Source organism: Nostoc sp. UIC 10607 (assembly GCF_047228265.1).
GTDB lineage: Bacteria > Cyanobacteriota > Cyanobacteriia > Cyanobacteriales > Nostocaceae > Nostoc > Nostoc foliaceum_A.
Map to the genome: position 1 here is coordinate 143605 of NZ_JBIQNW010000011.1, position 24231 is coordinate 167835.

The window sequence follows — 24231 nt, forward strand, 5'->3', positions numbered from 1 at the left end:
AATCGCCGTCTCTACAGGGAATTTATCCATCAATTATTTATTGACAGACTAGTAGAGACAAGATTACTTCATATTTTGGTATCTATTTATTCCAATTCCAAGGATAGTATGTATGTAATGGCGGTTCCCAGGCATGGTAAGAAAGATGGGGATTGCCTCCTCGTACTAAAGCAAAGTACCCGGTTTCTGTGTATGCTGGGGCGTGTGAAATCAATGGCGGTCGCCAAAAGTAACAACCTGGAGTCATGTGACCAGCCTGTGTTGTGAGACTGCCTTGGAGGACAAATTCTTCTTCAGGAATGGGATGATACTCTGCAAAAGGTTCAACAAACTGCGGTAAACACCCCAGAAGCCAAGTGCTTCTTCCGCCCTCTAGCCCCTTACGTAAAGTTTTTCTCATTGCTCCTGGGGGAAAACCGGGGGTGATAGTAGCAGACCAAGGAATCAGTTCAGAACTGTAGGAGGGTATATATAATTCTCTTTTTGCTCCTGATTCATCTTTACAAGCTTTTGTAAAGCTGGGATTTCCTTCAGGCATCCACAAAGCTGTAGTGTTTTCGCTGACGCTCGATGATTCAATACAGACACCTTTTGGAATAAAGGCATAAGTATAGCGACCGAGGCGAAGTTGCCCAATTCGCATTTCTCCACTGAGGACAAACATTTCCACGTTGCAATTGAAATAACCTGAACTACTTTCCCAGTGTTTTGTCCATTCGACTAGTTCTGTAGATGCACCAGTTTCAGTATCAAAACTTAAAATACGTGTTAGCCCACTTTCTAGAAAACCATCTACAAGCCAAGTTTTTTGGATAATATCTGCTGATTGAATAAACTCAATATGATTTCTTGGCATAAACTTTTTGACAACCTGCTTTCTAAAATTTTAAACATCTATATCATCTAGAAAATCTATTACTATTTGCGATATTTTTTCAGGCATTTGGTTCATCATGCAGATGGTTCCACCTTCAATTTCAACCACCTTGCTATGAGGAATTGCTTTGGAAACAAAATATCTATTTTCTGTCTTGGCTAATCCGAGTCTGTCAAAGGTTTTCATATCCTCAGTTCCCCACATAATCAAGGTGGGAGACTTTATCAACTGAAATCTTTTTGGCGCATTCAGGCAGTAGTTTTGTACAGCCCAAATAGCATATAAAGGATAGCCAGAGCTTTTTAAATCGTCTAAAACCCAACGTTGATTTAATTCGGGAGAGCCTACATATTGGGCACGGGCTGACCATCTTTCCATGAGGTGGGAGCCATCTGCTTTTATTTTGAACCCGTCATAAAATCTCTTTAATAGGGCTTCTTTTCCTTCTTCATCGAAGCCAAAAGCATTACATAATATAAGTTTATCTACTTTTTCAGGATATGCTGCCGCCACTTCTCCTGCCACAAAGGCACCCGTATGGTTTCCCAGGATGCTTGTAGTTGAAATACCTAATTCCCCCAAAAGGGCAATGACAGTTTTCGCGTAGTCTTCAGTAGAGTACATTCTTGGGGGTTTATCAGAATCACCTAATCCCAGAAAGTCCATAGCAATGACACGCCTTGTCTGAGCTAAAATAGGGATTAACTCACCAAATTCATCACTGCTTCTGGGATTTTGATGCAATAATAATAAAGGCTCTCCTTCACCACCGATACGGTAAAGAATCTGCCCATCTTCAGTGTCTAAAAATGCTCGTTTGATTGATTTATTCATATCATGCTGATAAATCCATTATTAATTAATTAGTTATAATACATGCCGTTAGCAAGAGGTAGAACAATGTTATGCTTCTACCGCGTGTTGCTATTTCGTCTTTTTTATTTTTGATTACCGAAACAGAGCCTTATAAGTAATTATTTTTATTTTTTTACCTTTTTTGTGACATTGTTTGTAGCCATTCAATCAGGGGCCTTAAGGTTCCTGGCAATGCTGCTTCACTCACAGTCACCGTATGCTGTTTACCGTTATCTTCTACTGTTAACTTATACTGAAAGCGATCGCTCTGAGGATTTGGCGAGGTAATTAGTTCAGGTAGCCTAAATAAATCTGCAACTTCCACCAGTCGGGGAAGTGTGCTGGCTTCGTTTGGCGGGAGAGTTTCTGTATCAACGGTTGTCTTCTTGGTAATCCCAGCAAAGCCGCCTGTGCGTTCAAAGGATATCCGCATTTTTTTGCTCTCCGTTGTGTTATTTAGTTGGGATAAATACAAATACTGGGAGATGATAGTTCTCACCTCCCACTTTAGCAACAACAAACAACAGATTTATCAGTCCTGAGTGTTGAGTGAGGGAGTGGAAGGTATTGACCATTTATTCCTAACTCCTTACTCAACACTCCTAACTCCTAGATAACTCCTACCTTTTGCCAAGCATTCTGCACAGCTTTTTGCTCATGACTGTCATTGCCATAGAGTTCGCCAGCAATTTGAATGGTGACGTTGGCAGCTTTTTTAAAATCTGCTTTGGCACGCAAGCGATCGCGTAAAGCTATGTACCAAATTTTACCAACTTTTTCCCAGGCATAGCCACCAATCTCAACAGCAGCTAGATAAAAGGCATGGTTAGGGATTCCTGAGTTGATATGCACCCCAGCATTATCTTCAACACCTGTATATTTATCTTTCATATGGGCTGGTTGAGGATCTTTTCCCAGTACTGGGTCATCGTATGCTGTTCCCGGTGCTTTCATTGAGCGGAGGGCAACACCTTTGACAGTCGGTACTAAAAGACCTTCGCCAATCAGCCAATCTGCCTCTTGTGCAGTCTGATTTTTGGTCTTTTGTTTCACCAAGCAACCGAAGACATCAGAAAACGATTCATTCAGTGCCCCAGGTTCGCCATAATACTGTAAACCCGCTTCATACTGAGTTATCCCATGAGCTAGTTCATGCCCAATCACATCAATCGACTTTGTGAAGCGTTGAAACATTTCTCCATCGCCATCACCATAAACCATTTGGTCGCCATTCCAAAAGGCGTTGTCATATTTGACGCCATAATGGACGGTGGAGTCTAAACGCAGCCCCTTGTCATCAATGGAATTGCGATCGAATATCTCATAAAACAAGTCATAAGTAGCACCAGCAGCATCGTAGGCTTCATTCACTGCTACGTCGCTGCTTGGTGGGTCTCCTTCACCTCGCACCAATGTGCCAGGTAGTTGCTGCCCATTTTTTGCATCGTAGATGGTGCGGCGCTTTTCACCTGGAGAAGGTGCAAATGAGATAGTACCTATGACATCTCTCCGTCCACGAAGCTGTGCCGAAACATTTAATGTATGAAAAGCCCAACTCCGCTGTTGAGGGTTGCCATTCACCACGACATTTTCCAGCATGTGGGGCGGGATAATACAACAAATAGGGCATCTAGAGTCAAGTGGATGCTCATATTTAAACCCGGCTGATTTCTTTTTATTTCGAGCCATCCAAGATATTCTCCTTTTGAAACTAAGTGATGGCAAACAGTGGGTTGAACTCCACTTTTGAAACGAGCAGAAAAATGAATCTAAATTGCGTGTCCCTGGTTTCTTTATGAATAAAATTTTCTACTCTGTATTTTCGGATAGGTCTGTGGAGGATTGAAAGTACCCTCACGGGTACTTTCTGATGTGGGAATATTGCATAAAAACATAAAGTAAGCTTAATTACCGCAAGTTTCAGCCAAAAACCTTGCGTGAGTTAGCAAGACCTCCTTCACAGACCTAATGCGTTTATATATTAGTTCTGATCAAGAGAAATAATGTTATTTATTGCTGTTTTGTTACTATCAAGCTATTAATGCTATAAATACCTATTAGAGACAGGTAAATCCCAAATCCAGTTTAGAAGAAGATTTATTACAGGGAGCTGCACAAGATGTGCTAAGGGCTGTTCGCCAGATTGATACAGTAATTGATGAAGCGATCGCTCGTTGCTTTAACAGTTATACTCAAGGACGATTACAAGAGCTTAAAAAACTCCAAAGTCAGTTGCGATTGACTAACCAAGAGCTAACTCGTTTGGTTCGCGCTAATAAAGATAATCTCTCTCATTTGGCTCATGAACTGAAAACGCCCCTCACTTCAATCATCGGTTACGCAGACTTATTTCTGCGCCAGCAGCGTCAACAACCAGAACTCTTGAATGCGATGGCTTCGCCAACGCTAAACGCGAACGCGCCCCAAGTCAAGTTAGCACAGATCCTCTTCGGCTTCAGCAAATTCTGACAAATCTGCTGAGTAAAGTAATTCGCTACACAGAATCTGGTTCAATTCATTTGGAGTGCTGGACAGTATCTCAACAGCAGTGGGCTATCTCCGTTACTGATAGTGGTATTGGTATTTCTCCAGATGCTCAAGCACAAATCTTCAATCCCTATTTTCGGGAAGTAACTGCTCCCCAAGTGCAAAGTTCTGATGGTACAGGATTAGGTTTAGCAATAGTCTCTCGATTGGTTCAGTTAATGGATGGTGAAATTAAAGTAGATTCACAGCTAGCAAAAGGGTCTACATTTACAGTAATTTTGCCATTAGAAGCGATTTTACGTATGAATGTCGCTTTGTTACAACTCAAAATTTAAAACTTGAGAGTAAAATCGCAACTTAAACTGGTGCGTTACATTGGGTTAACGCACCCTAGCTGTTATCGGGGCACAGTATTTTTGTACTCCTACTATTCGTCAATTTGACCAACACGGCGGATATTCAAAATATCGCTCATTTTCTTAATTTGAACGAAGACTTGCTCTAGTTGAGAGCGATCGCGTATATCTATTCCTAGGTCGATCAATGCAGGTTGACCAACAGAGGTTTTCACCTGGGCATGGCGGACATTGATCCCTTGGTCACTCAAGCGTGACAAAATATCCTTTAGCACCCCTACGCGGTCAAGAGATTCAATTTGAACATCTACAGGGTAAGTGTGCGGACGACCACTATTTTCGGCGGCTGGGTTCCACCTAACTGGTACTAAGCGCTCATACTCCACAGTCTCTAGATTATGGCAGCCTTGGCGATGAATCGAAATCCCCCTACCTCGCGTCACCACACCAATAATCGGTTCGCCAGGAATCGGGGTACAACACCCAGCTAAATAATACACCAACCCCTCTACCCCAACAATTGGCGAATCACTAGAGCGGGAAGTAGTTGGAGGTGCATCTCGCAAAGCTTTTGATGTAGTTGGTTCTTTGGGGATAAATGGCGGCACTGTGGAAACTGGTTGTTGTCCCTTCGCCACTTCTCGCCAACGATTTAGCACTAGGTTCAACGTAATTTCTCCGTAACCCAAACCGGCAAGTAAATCTTCCACGCTGTGGTAGTTACACTTTTCGGCGACAATCTGCATCGCATCTGACTTCAGCAAACTATCAAAACCAGTTTTACCAAGTTCCTTTTCTAACAATTCCCGTCCACGGGCAACATTTTCTTCTCGGCGCGATCGCTTGTACCATTGTTTTATTCGATATTTCGCCGCCGAACTTCTCACAAAGTTCAACCAATCTAAACTCGGATGGCAGTTCTTTTGAGTGAGAACCTCTACTATATCGCCATTGTGTAGCCGCGTTGACAGAGATACCATTCGCCCATTCACTCGCGCCCCTGAACAATGGTTTCCCACTTCCGTATGAATGCGATAAGCAAAATCTACAGTGGTAGAACCGGGGCTTAAAGGAACAACATCCCCCTTAGGGGTGAAGACATAGACATCATCTTCAAATAGATTATCTTTGACGCTATCAAGATATTCTTGTGCGTCCTTGAGATCAGTTTGCCATTCTAGCAGCTGCCGCAGCCAAGTAAACTTGTCATCTGTCGCTGTCAAATGGCTAATACTAGAACCTCCAGTTTCTTTGTACTTCCAATGGGCGGCAATCCCATACTCGGCGATATGATGCATTTCGATTGTCCGAATTTGCACCTCTAAAGGACGGCCTGTTAGTCCAATCACCCCAGTATGCAAGGACTGGTAACGGTTAGGCTTTGGCAGTCCAATGTAGTCCTTAAATCTCCCAGGAATTGGGCGAAAAGCATCATGAACCACCGCCAACGCCCGATAGCATTCCTCATTGGTTTGAACAATAATCCGCAGCGCCGCCAAATCGTAAATTTCATGAAATTCCTTTTGCTGGCGGTGCATTTTTTGGTAAATGCTATAAAGGTGCTTGGGACGACCGCTGATTTCCTGAAAGTGGATTCCGGCTTGCTGCAAACGCTCTTGCAACATGTTCGTAGCTCTAGCCAATTTCTCTTCTCGCGCCGTCCTTTTTTCGGAAACATGCTCCTGCATTTGGCGGTAAGCTTCCGGTTCCAAATACTTAAAAGCCAAATCTTCCAGTTCCCATTTAATTCGCCAAATCCCCAAGCGATTAGCTAAAGGCGCGAATATATCTCGCGTTTCTTGGGCACTGCGGCGGCGGCTGGCCTCTGACATGTATTGTAAAGTTCGCATATTATGCAAACGATCTGCCAATTTCACCACAATTACCCGAATATCTTGCGCCATTGCCAAAAACATCCGCCGGAAATTTTCGGCTTGGCTTTCGGTTTTGCTAGTGAAATTTATTTTAGAAAGCTTGGTGACACCTTCAACCAATTGGCGCACTTCTGCGCCAAAGCGTTCTTCTATTTCTTGACTTGTAACTTCTGTATCTTCAACGACATCATGAAGAAATCCAGCTGCTATCATAGCAGCACTGCCTCCCAAGTCATGCAGCAAGTCGGCTACAGCGATGGGATGAGCGATATATGGTTCTCCCGATTTGCGGTATTGACCTTGATGGAGTTGGTAAGCAAATTCAAATGCGCGACCAATTAAGACTGCATCATTATGCCTTCGGTGATCTTCCGCTTCGCCGTTACTTGTCGATGATTCCTTCAAACATTTCTTTAACCATTCCGGAATGGTCAGATCAACTGATGAATTTATAGCTAGACTGCTCATACAATTGGGTTTGGATAGGATCGGTAGATAAGTGAATGATAAATAAAACTGGCAGCATCAACCTAAGAAGATGCTGTTGCCCAGAGACGGGTAGAAAAAACAGTGTAAGGATGATTCTCCAATTGCCGACGGTAGTCATCCAGTGTGAGTTTCAAGGATCATAAGCTTGAAAATCCATTGATGGCAAACAAAGCCTCAAATCAGGATTTGAGGCTTTTAGTGCTGATAAGCGCTTAAGAAAGTTTATTGTAGAAGAAAAATTACTTGACATTAATACTATCTTAACTAGCACTGGATGTCTTTAAACCGTGAGAAATATTTGGCACTCGTAACCTTACTAGAGCAATTACGCTCCGATGCCACAACTACCCCAATCGTTGCGCCCAAACTGCGACAGCGTGTAGCCTCGTTGCAGCAATTTTTCGGGCAGCAGATTGTGCCTTTGGCTGATGAAAACTGGCGAGTGCAGTCTTATCAAACGGAAATGAGCAAGCAATTGCGCTTGTTGGCAATAGATGTGATGTTTTTGCAAGGAGCGCGGCAAGCATCTACTGCACAAACGAGACTTCAGACGATTAGCGATCGCTTGACCACTCTCATTCAATACTGTAATGCCATCCTGCAACCAGAAGCGGAAGGAGAAAAATAACAATTGTTCACCTTTTTCTCTAATTAATCCATCATCTCATTTACAACCGTTCGTGAAAAGTTATTTTGGTAACAAGTTGCTGTTACGCATTTAATTTGTACATTTACCTGATGACTGTTGACGGTTAACAGTCATCAGTTAACGACCATCAAGAGTGTTTATATACTTTAGACGCGCATCAGCTTATTTTTTTGGCGGCATTATTGATCAAAATATCCATGTCTCCCCAAAAACTGCCAGTATCGGGGATCGCTAAATCATCTCTCAGACTTTCTATAGTGTCTGCAACTAGTTCTTCTTTGGAAGTGTAACGCAGATAGATGGTCGTTTTGCCAATTCCAGCACGGGAAGCGATCGCTTCTATAATCATGCTTTCATATCCTATATCCTACCTCTGCAAGCAAGTCTAAGGTTGCTTGGAGAATAGCTTGGTCGGCGTGGATGATGCGATCGCATCTTAATTTTAAATTCTCTAATTGCAAAACTACGTAAAAATACGGTTTCCAAATGATTTTCTGCCGAAAGTCATAGAAGAAACTTAATATACACGGTTTTATCTGGATAATAAAAGTAAAAGTCCCACTCAGTTTTGAGCAGGACTATGTGAAGTCTTGTTGCTAAAATTAGAAATCTTTATCTTAGAAAAAGTTCATTATTGTAATTATGCTAACGCTGGTCAACATCATTAAAGCGCCCATAATTATAGATTCATTTAAGCGATTAGGGGATTTTGAAGTGTTCATTTAAGTAAAATCCTTTTTATTAATTGTTTCTTAACCATATCAAAATCAGTATAAATATCTATAAAAGCATTGTAAAACTTAAATTACCGTAAAATTTCTTAGTAAACACTTAATTTTTTATTAAAGTATTAATTTTTACTTTGAATGGGTTATTCTCCTGATCTCCCAATTCCCTACTCGCCACTCCCCAAAATTTAGTAATTCCCGAACAGAATAAATACCTGAACTCCGAGCGGAATACGCGCCTTGATGGAGTAAAATAAATCTTAATCAAGGTAAAAATATTTGAACAGAAGATTATCATGACAGTCCCCACGGCATCTATAAACCAAGTGATCGCTTTTGACTTAGAAAAATTAAATCAGCAATTTGAAACTGCCACTCCCAAAGAAATACTGGCATGGTCTATAGAGAATATCCCAACGGGACTGGTGCAAACAAGCGCCTTTAACGTGGATGACATGATAATTACCCATATTCTTTACAGTGAACTGAAGCATCCCGTTCCTGTGATCTTTCTTGACACCTTGCATCACTTCCCTGAAAGCCTAGAATTAGTTGCCAAAGCTAAACAAATCTATAATCTGGATCTGCAAACTTTCAAAACTCCAGATGTAGACACCCGCGAAGCCTTTGAAGCCAAATATGGCGACAAACTCTGGGACAAAGATATTGCCCAATTCCACCACATTACAAAAATTGAACCACTGCTACGGGGTCTAGACGAACTCAACAGCGTCGCTTGGATAACTGGCCGCCGCCGCGACCAAGCAGTAACCCGTGCAAATATGCCCATATTTGAATTAGACGGTAAAGGTCGGCTGAAAGTAAATCCTATAGCTACTTGGACACGTCAAGATAGCTGGGTTTACGTGGCTGAACATGGAGTCATCTACAACCCCCTTCACGACCAAGGTTATCCCAGCATCGGCGACCAACCTATTACTACTAAAGTCGGCGAAGGCGAAGACGAACGCGCCGGACGCTGGCGGGGAAGTGATAAAACAGAATGCGGAATTCATATTTAGTTATTAGTTATTGCTCATTTGTCATTAATATTTAGACAAATGACTAAATATTAATGACAGATTATGATTAAAATCCTCCATCTCTCCGACATCCACATGGGAAGCGGCTTCTCCCACGGACGAATTAATCCCGCAACTGGATTAAATACGCGATTGGAGGATTTTGTCAATACCTTGTCTATATGTATCGACCGAGCGCTGACAGATGCTGTTGATATGGTGATATTTGGTGGCGATGCTTTCCCGGATGCTACACCACCGCCATACGTACAACAAGCTTTTGCCAGTCAATTTCGCCGTCTCATGGATGCCAATATACCTACAGTGCTGTTGGTTGGCAACCACGACCAACATTCCCAAGGACAGGGAGGAGCGAGTTTAAATATTTACCGCACTTTGGGAGTGCCAGGATTTGTTGTCGGTGACACATTAACTACTCACTGCATCGAAACCCGCAATGGTAAAGTGCAGGTAATTACCCTTCCTTGGCTGACCCGTTCCACCCTGATGACTCGCCAAGAGACTGAAGGTTCGTCTTTAGCGGAAGTCAACCAACTATTAACGGAACGCCTGCGAGTAGTTCTAGAAGGTGAAATTCGCCGTCTTGACCCCGATGTGCCAACAGTCCTTCTGGCTCACTTGATGTCTGACAATGCGACTTTGGGCGCAGAACGCTTTTTGGCGGTGGGTAAAGGCTTTACTCTGCCCTTATCTTTGCTGACGCGACCTTGTTTTGATTATGTAGCCTTGGGACACGTCCACCGCCACCAGAACCTCAATAAATCCAACAACCCGCCTGTGATTTATCCAGGAAGTATTGAGCGGGTAGATTTTAGTGAAGAAAAAGAAGACAAAGGCTATGTGATGCTAGAACTGGAGCGGGGGAAGGCTGAATGGGAATTTTGCCCCCTAACAGTTCGGACTTTCCGCACCATTGAAGTGGATGTCTCGAAAGCAGATGATCCCCAAGCGGTGTTAATCAAAGCGATCGCTAAGTATGATAATCAAGATGCTGTAGTGCGGCTAATTTACAAACTCCGCTCCGAACAGATGGATTTAATTGACAGTTCCTCTCTGCATACTGCTTTAAGTCCCGCTCATACCTATACCATTCAAGCAGAATTAGTGAGTCAATTAGCTCGCCCCCGCATTCCTGAATTGAGTGCAAGTAGTAGCATCGACCCAATGGAAGCTTTGAAAACTTACTTGAATAACCGTGAAGACCTCAAAGACATAGCAACATCAATGCTGGATGCAGCACAGAAGTTGCTAGCAGATGATGTGGAAGTCTGGCTGGAAGCAGCAACTACTGAGTAGGATAAATGCCAATTATATTTTTATCTTCTAAATAGTCTTATCCGGCAAGGTGCTAGAACCCTTTGATAGATTGTCCGATATCGGTTAGGATAATCCATCAATATAGAGGAAAAACTTCAAGCACGCTTAATCGCGCTGTAACATAAAAATTACCCAAATATAAATTTGGGCAGATTTTATAGGAGTTTGCTACTGTTCTACTATCAATCGTTGTTTTTCTTCTAGCTAGAGGAAATTTTGGAATCAGTAAAAAAAGTTATCGAGCCTTGAATAAGCTACTCTTTACAGGTAAATCTTTTCGTTTTATGGCTTTTGTCCTACCCCTAATCACGTGGTGGGGATACAAAGAAGTACAAAACCAATTTGTACAGCCGCAAGCAGTTGTAGTTTTGGGTGGTTCAACCAGACGTTTAGAGCGAGAAAAGTTTACGGCCGAATTTGTTCGCCAGCATCCAAATATACCAATTTGGATTACTGGGGGTAGCCCACCTAGATTCACCCAACGAGTGTTTACCAAAGCTGGTGTTGATCCCAAACGTTTACACTTGGACTATGAGGCCGTAGATACAGTTACTAATTTTACTACGTTAGTAGATGATTTGCAAGCTCGCGGCATCAAGAGCGTTTATTTGATTACTTCAGATTTCCATATGCGTCGGGCTTGTGTTATCGGCGAAATTATTTTGGGTAGTCGAGGTATTTATTTAAAACCAGTACCAGTTCCTTCAGAAAAACCCCCTGAATCTATCGAAAAATCTATTCGCGATGGAGCTAGAGCGATACTTTGGATAGCAACTGGTTACACCGGTGTGGATGCAGCTAAAAATAAACAGTAAATCATTAGTGGGAATTTGCATGATTTTGACTTAACTCAATACAGGCAAATTAAGACAATTAATGCCAACAATCTTGATATTAACTAAGTAATAACAGACACATGAGACTACAATTCTCCAAAAACTAGCGCAACACCAACCCTCAAACAACACAATATAAAAACCAATTAACAATTTTTACTCATTTGGTTGCTTGGTCAATACTTTGCGTCCATCAAAGTTTCGAACGACGGCTTGGGTAACTTGAATTTATCTCTGTAGTTCAGGAAAAAAACGCCCCAACTTATCTCACAATTTGATACCCTAGCTTAAACAGATTTAAGAAAAATTAAAGCGTGGAAATTCAACTTGGGCGGGGAAAAACAGCTCGCAGAGCTTACGGAATAGATGAAATTGCTCTAGTCCCTGGTAACAGAACACTAGATCCCAGTTTGGCAGATACTAAGTGGCGTATTGGCAATATTGAGCGAGAAATCCCGATAATTGCCAGTGCAATGGATGGCGTAGTAGATGTTCGCATGGCTGTACGTTTGTCACAGTTAGGAGCATTAGGTGTTCTCAATTTAGAGGGTATTCACACTCGCTATGCAGACCCAGAGCCAATATTAGATCGGATTGCCTCTGTGGGGAAAGATGAATTTGTTGCCCTGATGCAAGAACTCTATGCCGAACCAATAAAGCCGGAATTAATTGAACAACGTATTCAGGAAATTAAACAACAAGGTGGCATTGCGGCGGTAAGTGCAACTCCAGCCGGTGCAAGTAAATATGGCGAGGCGGTGGCAAAAGCTGGGGCAGATTTATTTTTTGTGCAGGCTACGGTAGTTTCTACTGCACATCTGTCACCAGAGTCTTTAGTACCACTCGATTTAGCAGAATTTTGCCGTTCCATGCCCATCCCCGTAGTGTTAGGGAATTGCGTGACTTACGAAGTTACATTGAATTTGTTGAAAGCTGGGGCGGCTGGAGTACTAGTGGGAATTGGGCCTGGTGCCGCTTGTACATCCCGCGGTGTATTAGGCGTGGGTGTACCACAAGCGACTGCGATCGCAGATTGTGCAGCTGCACGAGATGATTACTACAAGGAAACTGGTAACTATATCCCCATTATTGCTGATGGCGGTTTAATCACTGGTGGCGACATTTGTAAATGCATCGCCTGTGGTGCTGATGGTGTGATGATTGGTTCCCCCTTTGCCAGAGCCGCAGAAGCCCCAGGACGAGGTTATCATTGGGGTATGGCTACTCCCAGCCCAGTGTTGCCTCGTGGCACCCGCATTCGCGTTGCCACCACCGGTAGCCTAGAGCAAATACTCGTTGGTCCAGCAGGACTAGATGATGGCACTCACAATCTTTTAGGAGCCTTAAAGACGAGTATGGGCACCTTAGGAGCTAAAAATATTAAAGAAATGCAACAAGTAGAAGTTGTGATTGCGCCTTCTTTATTAACCGAGGGTAAAGTTTACCAAAAAGCTCAACAATTAGGTATGGGGAAATAGAATTGGGGTATGGGGCATGGCGCATCGGGCATGGGTAAGAGACAAGAAAGAGCGCAAAGACAAAGAAGAAACTTGTTAAATAATTCCCCCTTGTCTCCCCCTGCTCCCTCATCCCCCACTCCCCACTCCCAACTCCCCACTCCCCACTCCCCAATTCTTCAATAAATTTTTCCAGCCCCCTAAACAATTGCTGGAAAAATTGGATATGTCGCCTACAATAGAGATAGCGGAGACAAATGTTTCCGTTCACTCCTCACACCACACTCCGCCCGGACTACTGTTCGGGCGGTTCCTTATGTTTATAAATAAATTCTAGAGCTTCTTTGCAAATGTACATCCTCGCACTTCCAAGCTGAGGTTTTTGCTATGGTAGAATTTTCACCAAGTTCAGATATTATTGGCGAAGGTTTTAGGCATGTCAACAGCCGCACAAGTTACCGATTCTAGTTTCAAGCAAGAAGTACTCGACAGCGATGTACCCGTTTTAGTTGACTTTTGGGCACCCTGGTGCGGACCATGCCGTATGGTAGCTCCTGTTGTCGATGAAATCTCCGAACAGTACAAAGGTCAAATTAAGGTCGTCAAAGTCAACACGGATGAAAATCCTAATGTTGCCAGTCAGTACGGTATCCGTAGCATTCCCACATTAATGATTTTTAAGGATGGACAAAAAGTGGATATGGTAGTCGGCGCTGTGCCTAAAACTACATTAGCTTCCACTCTCGAAAAGTATCTTTGAAACTCAATCGGCAATAAACTCCTCTTGAGTTATCCATCTTGTTCTAACTTTAGGTTAATTTTTATAAACAAGTTTGAGAGGCGCGAATTTCTCGTCTCTCAAACTTGTTTACATTTGTATACAGTTTCCGAATATTTTTAGGAGTTTTCTACCTCAAAAACAACTCCCTTATTCCTGCACTACCAATTTCCACCGCTAGGGCCGCCAACAGAAAACCCAAAAGCTGAGTCACAATCACTTCACCTTCTGTACCAATCCACTGGTCAATCAGATTTGCCAAACGCAAAATTAACCAAGTGATAAACATCGACCCTAATATACCCACCACAACAGCAATCAATATGCGGACTCTGTGATTTCGACATCAGTAACATTACCGTCGTCAAAGTTCCTGGCCCCGCTAGCAGTGGTAAAGCTAGTGGAGTAATTGCAACATCGCGTCCTTCCTCAATAATTGGCTGATCTAATTTTCCTTGCAGCATTTGCAAAGCAATTAACAGCAACAATAGTCCTCCTGCTACTCGCAAAGAGCCGATACTGATTTCCAAATAATTTAAAATTACTTGCCCTGCAAAGGCAAATAGCAAAAGAACTGCGATCGCAACGATAATTGCTTTATCTATGACTTTGTTTCTTTGGTTCACAGCATCCGCCAAGACAAACACAGCGATAAATGTTTGAATAAGAATAGAAATATCCACAGCAGACAGCTTTTATCAGGGTTTGATCACAACCTAATCCTTGTCTTGCTCAGTTTGCTATAACCCAGAGGAAGATTAAGATCAGTAATAAAACAAGTCTGTTAAAGCAAAGCAACGCTGAGGCATTTCCAATTAAGTTCCACAGATGTTGAAGTAGCGATATATTTTGATAATCTATCTTCCATAAATCAACTGTTCGTTGTTGAATCTATGAAGTCTTATTTAGCCGCCGCTATTCAATTGACCAGTGTGCCCGATCTACACAAAAATTTGGCACAGGCAGAAGAATTAATAGAGCTTGCCGTGCGTCAAGGTGCTGAATTGGTAGGTTTGCCAGAAAACTTTTCCTATATGGGAGAAGAAAAAGACAAACTCGCGCAAGGCGATGCGATCGCTCTTGAAAGTGAAAAATTTCTCAAAAAAATGGCTCAACGCTTTCAAATTACGATCTTGGGCGGCAGCTTTCCAGTTCCGGTAGACAATACAGGCAAAGTTTATAACACCACTCTACTTATCGATCCCAGCGGTCAAGAGCTTGCCCGCTACTACAAAGTACATTTATTTGATGTTAACGTTCCCGACGGCAACACCTATCGTGAATCCAGCACGGTTGTAGCTGGTACACAACTACCCCCCGTATATTTCTCAGAAAAACTCGGTAACTTAGGGCTTTCTATTTGTTATGATGTCCGCTTCCCTGAGTTGTATCGTCATCTGGCAGATAAGGGAGCTGATATTATCTTTATTCCCGCCGCCTTTACCGCCTTTACTGGCAAAGACCACTGGCAAGTACTACTACAAGCCAGAGCCATCGAAAATACCGCTTACGTCATTGCTCCTGCCCAAACAGGCAATAACTACGGTCGTCGTCTAACTCACGGCCACGCCGTCATTATTGACCCTTGGGGTGTAATTTTAGCCGATGCTGGGGAAAAACCAGGAATTGCGATCGCAGAAATCAAGCCCACTCGGCTCGAACAAGTCCGCCGTCAAATGCCCTCTTTACAACATCGGGTGTTCTAGGCACTGGTTAAGAAGCAAGGGAGCAGGGAGCAAGGGGGAAGAGTTTTCCCTTCTGCTCCCCGTACCCTCCCCCTCTTTTCAATACCCAGTTCTTATAAATAAAACAAAAAACCGGGTAAACACCCGGTTTCTGACAACATTCAAATCCTCAGTTTTTTAGGAGCATAGTCCTGCTATGCCCCTATTTATTTGTTGTGAGAATTAAACTTTAGCAGCTGCTTTAGTAACAACGTTGAGTTCACCTTTAGCATACTTAGCAGCAAAATCTTCCAAAGAAATTTGCTTGATCTTGCTTGCATTGCCAGCTGTGCCAAATTGCTGATAGCGTTCAGCACAAACCTTCTGCATATATGTAATGGAAGGCTTGAGGAAGTGACGGGGGTCAAACTCCTCTGGTTTTTTAGCCAAAGCTTCACGTACAGCAGCAGTAATAGCCAAACGGTTGTCGGTGTCGATATTTACTTTACGTACACCACTCTTAATACCTTTTTGGATTTCTTCTACAGGTACACCGTAGGTTTCAGGAATTGCACCACCATACTGGTTAATTAGCGCCAGTAAATCTTCTGGTACAGAAGATGAACCATGCATTACCAAGTGGGTGTTAGGCAAACGGCGGTGAATTTCTTCAATGCGGCTGATTGCCAAAATTTCCCCAGTCGGTTTGCGGGTAAACTTGTAAGCACCGTGGCTTGTGCCAATGGCAACAGCCAAAGCATCTACTTGGGTTGCTTCTACAAACTCAACAGCTTCATCGGGATCGGTTAGCAGTTGTGAATGGTCGAGTGTACCTTCAAAGCCGTGACCATCTTCAGCTTCACCAGCACCAGTTTCTAGAGAACCCAAACAACCGAGTTCACCTTCAACGCTGACACCCAAAGCATGAGCTACATTTACAACTTCGCGGGTAACATTAACGTTGTACTCAAAGCTCGCGGGGGTCTTCGCATCAGCTTCTAAAGAACCATCCATCATCACGCTGGTGAAGTTGTTCTTGATTGCTGAGTAGCAGGTAGCAGGCGCATTACCATGATCTTGGTGCATGACAATGGGAATGTGAGGATAGGTTTCTACCGCTGCCAAAATCAGGTGGCGGAGGAAGTTTTCTCCTGCATAATTACGAGCGCCGCGTGAAGCTTGTAAAATTACGGGGCTATCTGTCTCGACAGCAGCCTTCAAGATCGCCTGAATCTGCTCCAAATTGTTAACGTTGAAAGCTGGGATGCCATAACCGTTTTCAGCTGCGTGATCCAACAGTAGCCGCAGTGGTACAAGCGCCATAGATAGTCCTCCTAATGTGGTTGTCAGCTAGTCGGTCTGAGAGAAGCGTAATTATTACGCTAAATCTTAAGAGTTTTTTCAACTTATAGGAAATTATAACTAGTGTCGTGTGCCTATGTTGAAAAAGTTTACGCCATAGTTACTATAAATATGTTCTATACTTGCTCTCTACTGCTGTACTATGCCCCATGCTTGCTCTGTGTTGCTGTACATTTAGTTACCCTACAGTTCGTAGCTCTGGTAGCCCACTATCCAAAATGGTCATTTGAAAGCGATCGCACTCCTAACTATTTTGGCAAATCTACAAGCGATCGCATTAGGCAAAAGGCTCTAGTATCTGGACAAATGCTGCGTGTTCAGGAGATTGCAAGCCTGTTTGTAAAACTGTCAATACAGACTGCATATTCCCGGCTAATAACTCTGCAACCCCTAACCACAACCCTGGAAAAACTTGACTTCGCAGAATACCGTTACTATCAGTAGCCAACTCTAAATACTCACCCTGTTCCAAATAGAACCAGGTCAATTTCTGATCGAGTACTTGCCAGACGATATATTCTTTGACTCCATTGCGACGATAGGCTTGTTTTTTAGCATGGAGGTCGATGGCGACACTACTAGCAGCAATTTCGACAATTAACTCTGGTGCGCCTTCAATATAATCATCTTCACTCAGCCTTGCTTGACCACCTGCTTTTGGTTTGATCAGAAGTACAGCATCTGGTTGGGGTTCGTTATCTAAGTCTAGGCGCACAGTGGGTTCTACTCCCAAAGCTACACCAGGTGTCGCGGCTTCGTAGCTAACCAACCAACCAATAATCCAACCATGCGGTTGACCATGACTTCTAAAACGCAAAGCAGCAGGCATGTAGACAATTCCCTCAATCAATTCCGCTTTTTTCAAGTTAGGCATCGCGTTGTAGCGACGCTCAAATTCATAAAGGCTGAGTTTGTCGCCATTTTCCAGAAGGGGAATTGTCCAATGCTGTGGAATTGTTTTTACCATGACAATGGTGTTTGGGATTAGTCTATGCCTATCCTACCGAATTGCAGAAATTTCTTGGATGCTGCGATCGCCTTCTTTTAATCTAATAATATTATGTTAATTTTATGGGTCGCCCGGGATTCGAACCCGGAACTAATCGGTTAAAAGCCGAGTACTCTACCGTTGAGTTAGCGACCCTTTCGCTGCATTTCGCAACTTTGCCATCATAGCACAGACATCTGTAGATTTGTAAAGGGGTTTAGAAAAAATTGGCAGTCAACCTTATAGATGCTGTATGGCTAGCTCCTGGTGCTAACACAGTCAGGTTATCACCAGTATTAAGAGAGTTACGGGTGGCACTCCACGGTTCTAGACAGTAGAACTCTTTGCCTTTGACTGTCCAAAATACCAGGTAGGTAGAGAAATCATCATAATCCAAGGTGAGTTTTAACTTCCGGCTACGATCTATCGCAGTGGCTGATTTACTCGTTAGCTGTCCAAAGGCAAAATCAATTTCATCACGGCTAAAGTCAAAATTGCCATCAAAAGAGTGAAATTCCTTAGTTTGATTGTCTTGATACTGCTTTGAAGGAATTTCAACCTCTAGCTGACTTTTATCACCACATAAAAAGTAGGGATGGAAACCAGCCGAAAAGGGCATTGGTGTGGATGACAAGTTTTTATACTGCTGGCGGACTTCTAGGGTATTACCTTGAAGTTCGTAGATGAAAGCCAGTTGAAAATCAAAAGGATAAACTGCCTTAGTTTGCTCATTGCTATCAAGAACAACAGTGAGACTAGCTTTATCTCCAGTTTCCTGTTCTGTTGCTTTCCAGGGCAATTCACGGGCAAAACCGTGTTGTTTGAGAGTATATTTTTGCCCATTGTGAGTGTAAGTATTATCTGGTAAATTGCCACAAATAGGAAACAAAATTGGATTCCCACCTCTGACACTCAACTCAGGATGAGTAAAGCGTTCAGTGTCCAGGTAGAAAATTTCTTGCCCTTGAATGCGCCAACGGGTGATGATACCACCACGTTCGGGTACCACTTCCAATTGAGAACCAGCGCCTTCGTCAGAAAGAATATAGGTCTTGTACTGTTGCTGTTGAACTGCAATGCTAAACACAAATTTTAGTCCTGGGTATAGGGATAGTTAGGAGTTAGAAGTTGTAAGTTAGAAGTTAACAATTCCTAACTTCTACCTCCTAACTCCTAACTCCTAACTTTGTTACTCGTCTTCTGCAAACACGAAACGATATAACTCGCTGGGGTCTGGTTCAGGGCTGCTTTCGGCGAACTTAACTGCATCGTCGATTACATCCTGAATTTTACGGTCAATGGCTTTGATTTCTCCCTCATCCGCCAGATTTTGCTCCACCAAATAAGCTGCCAACTTTTTAATTGGGTCACGGGCGAACCAAAATTCTTTCTCAGCTTTGCTTCGCATTTCATCTGGGTCAGCCAAGGAATGACCCCGGAAGCGGTAGGTAAGCGCCTCAATTAATGTTGGCCCTTCACCTGCACGAGCACGGGCTACAGCTTCTTGGGCCACAGCTCGGACTGCTAGTACATCCATACCATCTACTTCCACGCCCACCATGTTAAATACACTGGCTTTTTTATAAATCTCTGGCTGGGAAGTGGCTCTTTCGTGAGACATACCAATGGCCCACTTATTATTTTCGACTACAAAAAGAATTGGTAGTTTCCATAGGGCTGCCATATTTAGCGTCTCGAAAAACTGACCGTTGTTAGCTGCACCGTCGCCAAAAAAGCAAGCTGTAACTTGGTCAGCATTTTTATCTCCCAACACTTCGCGGCGGTATTTGCTTTGAAAAGCCGCTCCAGCCGCTACAGGAATTCCCTCAGCCACAAAAGCATAGCCACCCAGCAAGCGATGTTCCGCTGAAAACATGTGCATGGAACCACCGCGCCCTTTGCTGCAACCTGTGGCTTTGCCAAATAATTCTGCCATTACCTCTCTTGCTGGTACTCCCGCACTCAAGGCATGAACGTGGTCGCGGTAAGTACTACAAACGTAATCTTCACCCGGTCGCATTGACTGCACAACACCACTGCAAACGGCTTCTTGACCATTGTACAAATGGACAAAACCAAACATTTTGCCTCTGTAGTACATTTCAGCGCACTTGTCTTCAAACAAGCGCCCTAATACCATATCCTCATACAACCGTAACCCTTCTTCCTTGGTAATGTGCGTAGTAGCAGGATTAAAAGTGGGTAAAGTACGCTCTTGAACCATTATTTTTGAGTATCCCTGTTGTACAACTTAAAGTTACGGTCTTAAATAAGTTGGTCTGATAACGCCTCAGCTTTTAACAGGCTAGCGTTTGCAAGACTCAACAATCAAACTTTATTTATGCACCAAAAAAGGGTCTGAGGGAATAGCTGAATTTTTAATTTTTGATTTTTAACTTTTCAGCCCATGCCCTGTGAGGATTTGACTCTAACGACAATAGACTTGTCGCTTTGGGTTTTCTCTCTCACTATTCCCCTTCATAGACTAGCAATCAAGATAGACTGCTTTCTGCATATCCATTAACAATTTAAAAAAAAGGGCGCAAAAATCTATATACCCAAATAGGTAATTGTAATTAAAGGTTAATTATGATATGATTCTTTTCTCCAGTTATCAGGGTCAACTCCCAATAGTGGTATTTTAGTAACCTCCTAGTGGGAAAGTGCCGAAAAAATCAATCATCAATAGATTCTTGCAACCACAACAATTATGCCGTGATTAAAAGCGGTAGTTGTGGTTTGTGCTATCGAAGGCTGATAATAGTTGTGTTAAACATAAATACTAAGAATTAAGACAAAAAATTGAGGCTTTCTAGGCGAAAGCAAAAAATTAGTACTAGAATGTGACTCAAAATTTCGGGAAGTTACAAAACAAGTTGTTGCAATATACACTTGTAGAGTAAATTCTACACGGCATTTTTATGGCACGGTTTTACAGGCCTGGAAAGCTCTAGGTGAATTATGTTGATCACGGTGCAGGGGAAGTAGGCTGTGCGAATTCCGCTAGATTACTACCGAATTTTAGGACTACCGTTAGCGGCAAGTGATGAACAATTGCGACAGGCATACAGCGATCGCATTGTACAATTGCCTCGACGTGAGTATTCTCAGGCAGCAATTTCTTCTCGTAAACAACTCATAGAAGAAGCTTACGTGGTTTTATCAGATCCAAAACAACGCAGTACCTACGATCATCTCTATCTTGCCCACGCCTATGACCCAGATAACCTTGCTGCTGCCGCAGTAGCACTGGAAAATCGTCCAGAAAGCACCAAAAGGGGTATTGACACCCAGAGTCTGGGCATCGAAATTAGCCAAGACGAATTAGTTGGCGCTTTGTTAATTTTGCAAGAGTTGGGAGAATACGAACTTGTATTGAAACTAGGTCGTCCTTACCTGGTAAATAAAAATAGTGCTACAAGTGCAAGAAAGGGCAATAATCTAGCAGACGAAGAAATTTATGAAAGCGCTGAACATCCAGATGTTGTTCTGACTGTTGCCCTTGCTTGTCTAGAATTAGGTCGGGAACAGTGGCAGCAAGGTCACTATGAAAATGCCGCCATATCCCTAGAAACTGGTCAAGAACTGCTAGTACGCGAAGGCTTGTTTTCTAGTGTACAGGCAGAAATTCAGGCTGATCTTTACAAGTTGCGACCATATCGAATTTTGGAGTTGCTGGCACTACCTCAAGAAAAAACTGCCGAACGACAGCAAGGTTTGGAATTATTACAAAACCTCTTAGAAGATCGTGGCGGGATTGATGGCACGAACAATGATGACTCTGGTTTAAACATAGATGACTTTCTGCGATTTATCCAGCAGTTACGCAACCACTTAACAGTCGCAGAGCAGCACAAGTTATTTGAAGCCCAAAGCAAACGCAATTCTGCTGTTGCAACTTATTTAGCTGTTTATGCTTTGATAGCGCGGGGATTTGCTCAACGACAACCTGCTTTAATTCGTCAAGCAAGACAAATGCTCATGCGTCTGGGCAAACGCCAAGATGTACATTTAGAACAGTCTCTATGTGCGTTACTTTTGGGACAAACTGAAGAAGCAACTCGTGTTTTAGAACTTAGTCAGGAATACGAAGCTTTAGCTTTTATTCGGGAAAAATCTCAAGACTCTCCAGATTTGTTACCGGGGTTGTGTCTATATGCAGAACAGTGGTTGCAACACGAAGTATTTCCCCATTTTCGAGATTTAGCAAACCAGCAAGCTTTCCTAAAAGATTACTTTGCTAATCAACAGGTGCAAGCTTATTTAGAAGCACTGCCAACTGATGCAGAAACAACTAATGAATGGGCTGTAATTAACCCCCAATATTTTCCCCAGGCCCAAACAAATAAGTCCAATTTTCACAACAATTCAACTAAAACTTCAGCGCAATTTAATCATAGCAGAACCCCTGACCCAGATTTGCCAGAAACACCAACAAAAGGAACACCCGAATATTCAAACTTCTCACTACCCATGTGGAATTCATCTGGGAGTGTAAAATCAGAGGTTCCTACTGCCGAACGGATGAGCAGAGGCACTAATCAGCATTTGAACGGTTCAGCTAAAAGTACTGCACCCGGTTATAACCAAAAGCGTAGGCGGAGAAAACCTACTCCATCTGCAAACCGAGAACGTTTACCAGACAATCGTCCTCATTCTCGTCGTCCTCGGCGGCGGCGAACTTTTGCGAACACCATAGAAGGAAAAACACGGCTGGTGTGGAGAGTGTTTATTTCTTTAGTGAGTATATTAGTTTTCTGGGTGTTAGCCACAACAACTTTTGGATGGTTAAAAAATCTGTTTTTTCCTACAAAAGATGTGCGTAGTTCAGAGTTGTTTGTACAAATAAATCAACCACCAATACCTATTCCCGATCCAAATATTAACCCACAATCAGCAGAAGGCCCTTTAACAAGTGCAACGGCAGAGGAAGTTATTCGGACTTGGTTATCTACCAAAGCCGCAGCTTTAGGGCCGAATCATGAAATTAATAATTTAGAGCAGATTTTAACTGGTTCAGCTTTATCTCAATGGAGGCTGATTGCTCAACAGAATAGGTTAGACAATCGCTACCGCAAGTATGAGCATAGCCTGAAGGTCGAATCTGTAGAGAGAATTGATTTATTTGCAGATCGTGCCGCAGTGGAAGCTACGGTTAGAGAAGCGACCCAGTTATATGAAAATGGTCAGTTTAAAAACTCTTCTAATGATAATTTGCGAGTTCGGTATGATTTGATTCGAGAACGAGGTAAATGGCGTATTCAGAGTACATCTGTTGTGAATCAGATAATCAGATAAATTGGAATTTTTAGACAATGATCTGCGACAAAGCTTTACTTCAAAGGTGGGCTAAATGTAACTCCACAAACGGAGTTAATACTTCACCCGTCCAAATGCCTTCTATTAAGTTTATAGCTCTACTCACAGAACTGTACGTTGTTTCCTTTTCATTTTCGTTATAGATAAATCGGAACTGATAATTACCTGGCTTGAGAGGTTGAAAAAACCATGTACCACTATCTCCACTGGTGATGCTAAGTCCAAATCGATTACCCCAAATCCAAAATATTTCGATATCAGGAAAGAATGTCAAACTCTTTCCTGGTATGGCCAAAAGGTAATCAGATTCTAAAGATGATAAAAGGCTAATCCAACCACCCTCGAATGGAATCCGACCGTATGCATTCACTAGTTCTGGAAATAAGGTGAAATAAAAGCTAAATCTCAGGGGGTTTGAGGTGTTATTAGTAATCCGTATACCAAGGTTTACAGAATATTTAGGGGAAAAATATCCTGGCGTTATTGGTAATAAAAATTCCAAAATACTCAGAAGTTTCTGTACTAGATTTTTTTTGTTAAGCACAACATTTGCTCTGGTACTAGAGTTTCAAACCGGACGTCTTTTTTGAGGCTGAAGTTACAGAATTATAAAAGCATTGGATGGCATTAGCCAACTAGATAAATGCGGGTATATTTGCTGAAATTTGTTGAGAAAAGCAGCTTTAGAAGTTACAAAGCTTTATCTCATGTAGAGACGCAATAAATCGCGTTTAAAAGACTGACACGTTAGAGAGACGCGATAAATCGCCGTCTCTACAAAGAATGTACTTGTCAAGTATTCCTTGACAGACTACTAACTAATAGTAACAACAGCTACCATCGCATCGGCTAGAGGGGGATGAGACGAAGCACACTAAAAATTTATTTTTATAACTGAAAATTTTATTTTATTTATGTGTTAAGTAGCTTTTAGGATGTTATATGTATAATCTATCATTCAGTCTAAATTATCGCATGTATAATCTATCATTCAGCCTTATTGATTATTGACCTCTGTTACTCATTGATAGGTTGAAATTTGGGAATTAGGGTATCTCTTTTTAAGACATAACATACCACTCACCTAGTAGTTATTTATTAACTGAATTTGAGAAGTTATGTAGGCATACTCTATCCTAGACATTGCCTGAA

The 24231-nt window shown here is 42.5% G+C and carries 21 protein-coding genes, 1 tRNA gene and 1 pseudogene; 10 read left to right on the forward strand and 13 right to left on the reverse strand.

Translation table 11 applies throughout. From position 1 onward, the window contains the following. Positions 1–82: 82 nt before the first annotated feature. From ACEYW6_RS13370 to ACEYW6_RS13385, 4 genes are all read right to left on the reverse strand, one after another. The gene (locus ACEYW6_RS13370) at positions 83–856 is read right to left on the reverse strand and encodes a DUF4437 domain-containing protein (RefSeq protein ID WP_412980062.1); all 774 of its coding nucleotides are present in this window, start codon (positions 854–856) and stop codon (positions 83–85) included. Between the two features lie 30 nt (positions 857–886). Next, complete coding sequence (locus ACEYW6_RS13375; RefSeq protein WP_412980063.1) at positions 887–1711, reverse strand: alpha/beta fold hydrolase; 825 nt, start codon at positions 1709–1711, stop codon at positions 887–889. A 154-nt stretch (positions 1712–1865) separates the two neighbouring features. After that, positions 1866–2165 (reverse strand): protealysin inhibitor emfourin, encoded by a 300-nt coding sequence (locus tag ACEYW6_RS13380; RefSeq protein ID WP_412980064.1) that lies wholly within the window; start codon positions 2163–2165, stop codon positions 1866–1868. Between the two features lie 176 nt (positions 2166–2341). Further along, positions 2342–3421 (reverse strand): M4 family metallopeptidase, encoded by a 1080-nt coding sequence (locus ACEYW6_RS13385; protein ID WP_412980065.1) that lies wholly within the window; start codon positions 3419–3421, stop codon positions 2342–2344. Positions 3422–3853: 432 nt separating this feature from the next. On the opposite strand from ACEYW6_RS13385, the gene ACEYW6_RS13390 reads away from it, so the two are divergent. Next, positions 3854–4201: a histidine kinase dimerization/phospho-acceptor domain-containing protein gene (locus tag ACEYW6_RS13390; RefSeq protein WP_412980066.1), complete on the forward strand. Its 348-nt coding sequence runs from the start codon at positions 3854–3856 to the stop codon at positions 4199–4201. Between the two features lie 20 nt (positions 4202–4221). Next, entirely contained in the window at positions 4222–4554 is a 333-nt protein-coding gene (locus ACEYW6_RS13395) for an ATP-binding protein (RefSeq protein ID WP_412980093.1), read from the forward strand. 92 nt (positions 4555–4646) lie between these two features. On the opposite strand, the gene ACEYW6_RS13400 is transcribed toward ACEYW6_RS13395, so the two are convergent. Continuing rightward, positions 4647–6917, reverse strand: a complete 2271-nt coding sequence (locus ACEYW6_RS13400) for a RelA/SpoT family protein (RefSeq protein ID WP_190895252.1) — start codon at positions 6915–6917, stop codon at positions 4647–4649. Positions 6918–7212: 295 nt separating this feature from the next. Here ACEYW6_RS13400 and patD point away from each other — a divergent pair, with 295 nt between their 5' ends. Continuing rightward, entirely contained in the window at positions 7213–7566 is a 354-nt protein-coding gene (gene patD / locus ACEYW6_RS13405) for a heterocyst frequency control protein PatD (RefSeq protein WP_412980067.1), read from the forward strand. Positions 7567–7744: 178 nt separating this feature from the next. Here the strand turns inward: patD and ACEYW6_RS13410 are convergent, their stop codons facing one another. Beyond that, positions 7745–7936 carry a TetR/AcrR family transcriptional regulator gene (locus tag ACEYW6_RS13410; RefSeq protein WP_412980068.1) on the reverse strand — a complete coding sequence of 64 codons (192 nt, stop codon included), beginning with the start codon at positions 7934–7936 and terminating at the stop codon, positions 7745–7747. Positions 7937–8611: 675 nt separating this feature from the next. On the opposite strand from ACEYW6_RS13410, the gene cysH reads away from it, so the two are divergent. The 5 genes from cysH to trxA all read left to right on the forward strand — a co-directional run bounded on the left by cysH (position 8612) and on the right by trxA (position 13728). Beyond that, positions 8612–9337 (forward strand): phosphoadenosine phosphosulfate reductase, encoded by a 726-nt coding sequence (gene cysH / locus ACEYW6_RS13415; protein ID WP_412980069.1) that lies wholly within the window; start codon positions 8612–8614, stop codon positions 9335–9337. A 63-nt stretch (positions 9338–9400) separates the two neighbouring features. Beyond that, positions 9401–10654, forward strand: a complete 1254-nt coding sequence (gene sbcD, locus ACEYW6_RS13420; RefSeq protein WP_412980070.1) for an exonuclease subunit SbcD — start codon at positions 9401–9403, stop codon at positions 10652–10654. A 305-nt stretch (positions 10655–10959) separates the two neighbouring features. Further along, positions 10960–11490, forward strand: a complete 531-nt coding sequence (locus ACEYW6_RS13425) for a YdcF family protein (protein WP_190895344.1) — start codon at positions 10960–10962, stop codon at positions 11488–11490. 335 nt (positions 11491–11825) lie between these two features. Further along, on the forward strand, positions 11826–12989 hold the full coding sequence (locus tag ACEYW6_RS13430) for a GuaB3 family IMP dehydrogenase-related protein (RefSeq protein ID WP_100898834.1): 1164 nt from the start codon (positions 11826–11828) through the stop codon (positions 12987–12989). A gap of 415 nt (positions 12990–13404) precedes the next feature. Continuing rightward, positions 13405–13728 (forward strand): thioredoxin, encoded by a 324-nt coding sequence (gene trxA / locus ACEYW6_RS13435; protein ID WP_190895257.1) that lies wholly within the window; start codon positions 13405–13407, stop codon positions 13726–13728. Positions 13729–13876: 148 nt separating this feature from the next. On the opposite strand, the pseudogene ACEYW6_RS13440 reads toward trxA, so the two are convergent. Beyond that, positions 13877–14429 (reverse strand): annotated as a pseudogene (locus ACEYW6_RS13440) (MarC family protein). Positions 14430–14639: 210 nt separating this feature from the next. On the opposite strand from ACEYW6_RS13440, the gene ACEYW6_RS13445 reads away from it, so the two are divergent. Continuing rightward, a complete protein-coding gene (locus ACEYW6_RS13445; protein WP_412980071.1) occupies positions 14640–15452 on the forward strand; it encodes a carbon-nitrogen hydrolase family protein in 813 nt (270 codons plus the stop codon). 201 nt (positions 15453–15653) lie between these two features. Here the strand turns inward: ACEYW6_RS13445 and fba are convergent, their stop codons facing one another. From fba to pdhA, 5 genes are all read right to left on the reverse strand, one after another. Next, positions 15654–16733, reverse strand: coding sequence for a class II fructose-bisphosphate aldolase (gene fba / locus ACEYW6_RS13450; protein WP_069070843.1), 1080 nt, complete (start codon positions 16731–16733; stop codon positions 15654–15656). 316 nt (positions 16734–17049) lie between these two features. Beyond that, the gene (locus ACEYW6_RS13455) at positions 17050–17739 is read right to left on the reverse strand and encodes a Uma2 family endonuclease (RefSeq protein ID WP_412980072.1); all 690 of its coding nucleotides are present in this window, start codon (positions 17737–17739) and stop codon (positions 17050–17052) included. Between the two features lie 105 nt (positions 17740–17844). Then, positions 17845–17916: transfer RNA gene (locus tag ACEYW6_RS13460), tRNA-Lys, on the reverse strand. A 61-nt stretch (positions 17917–17977) separates the two neighbouring features. Further along, positions 17978–18847: an aldose epimerase gene (locus ACEYW6_RS13465; RefSeq protein ID WP_412980073.1), complete on the reverse strand. Its 870-nt coding sequence runs from the start codon at positions 18845–18847 to the stop codon at positions 17978–17980. A gap of 102 nt (positions 18848–18949) precedes the next feature. After that, positions 18950–19984, reverse strand: coding sequence for a pyruvate dehydrogenase (acetyl-transferring) E1 component subunit alpha (gene pdhA, locus ACEYW6_RS13470; protein WP_289799514.1), 1035 nt, complete (start codon positions 19982–19984; stop codon positions 18950–18952). Positions 19985–20751: 767 nt separating this feature from the next. Between pdhA and ACEYW6_RS13475 the strand changes: the two genes are divergently transcribed. Further along, entirely contained in the window at positions 20752–23058 is a 2307-nt protein-coding gene (locus ACEYW6_RS13475) for an IMS domain-containing protein (protein WP_412980074.1), read from the forward strand. A gap of 40 nt (positions 23059–23098) precedes the next feature. Here ACEYW6_RS13475 and ACEYW6_RS13480 read toward each other — a convergent pair whose 3' ends face one another. Further along, positions 23099–23623 carry a hypothetical protein gene (locus ACEYW6_RS13480; RefSeq protein WP_412980075.1) on the reverse strand — a complete coding sequence of 175 codons (525 nt, stop codon included), beginning with the start codon at positions 23621–23623 and terminating at the stop codon, positions 23099–23101. Positions 23624–24231 lie beyond the last annotated feature (608 nt).

Bases quoted from the DNA above. Each gene is read 5' to 3' on its own strand.
- ACEYW6_RS13375 (WP_412980063.1), bottom strand. From the start codon at position 1,711: ATGAATAAATCAATCAAACGAGCATTTTTAGACACTGAAGATGGGCAG.
- cysH (WP_412980069.1), top strand. From the start codon at position 8,612: ATGACAGTCCCCACGGCATCTATAAACCAAGTGATCGCTTTTGACTTA.
- ACEYW6_RS13445 (WP_412980071.1), top strand. From the start codon at position 14,640: ATGAAGTCTTATTTAGCCGCCGCTATTCAATTGACCAGTGTGCCCGAT.
- trxA (WP_190895257.1), top strand. From the start codon at position 13,405: ATGTCAACAGCCGCACAAGTTACCGATTCTAGTTTCAAGCAAGAAGTA.
- ACEYW6_RS13455 (WP_412980072.1), bottom strand. From the start codon at position 17,739: ATGGTAAAAACAATTCCACAGCATTGGACAATTCCCCTTCTGGAAAAT.
- ACEYW6_RS13410 (WP_412980068.1), bottom strand. From the start codon at position 7,936: ATGATTATAGAAGCGATCGCTTCCCGTGCTGGAATTGGCAAAACGACC.
- patD (WP_412980067.1), top strand. From the start codon at position 7,213: ATGTCTTTAAACCGTGAGAAATATTTGGCACTCGTAACCTTACTAGAG.
- ACEYW6_RS13380 (WP_412980064.1), bottom strand. From the start codon at position 2,165: ATGCGGATATCCTTTGAACGCACAGGCGGCTTTGCTGGGATTACCAAG.
- ACEYW6_RS13385 (WP_412980065.1), bottom strand. From the start codon at position 3,421: ATGGCTCGAAATAAAAAGAAATCAGCCGGGTTTAAATATGAGCATCCA.
- ACEYW6_RS13425 (WP_190895344.1), top strand. From the start codon at position 10,960: ATGGCTTTTGTCCTACCCCTAATCACGTGGTGGGGATACAAAGAAGTA.
- fba (WP_069070843.1), bottom strand. From the start codon at position 16,733: ATGGCGCTTGTACCACTGCGGCTACTGTTGGATCACGCAGCTGAAAAC.
- sbcD (WP_412980070.1), top strand. From the start codon at position 9,401: ATGATTAAAATCCTCCATCTCTCCGACATCCACATGGGAAGCGGCTTC.
- pdhA (WP_289799514.1), bottom strand. From the start codon at position 19,984: ATGGTTCAAGAGCGTACTTTACCCACTTTTAATCCTGCTACTACGCAC.
- ACEYW6_RS13370 (WP_412980062.1), bottom strand. From the start codon at position 856: ATGCCAAGAAATCATATTGAGTTTATTCAATCAGCAGATATTATCCAA.
- ACEYW6_RS13400 (WP_190895252.1), bottom strand. From the start codon at position 6,917: ATGAGCAGTCTAGCTATAAATTCATCAGTTGATCTGACCATTCCGGAA.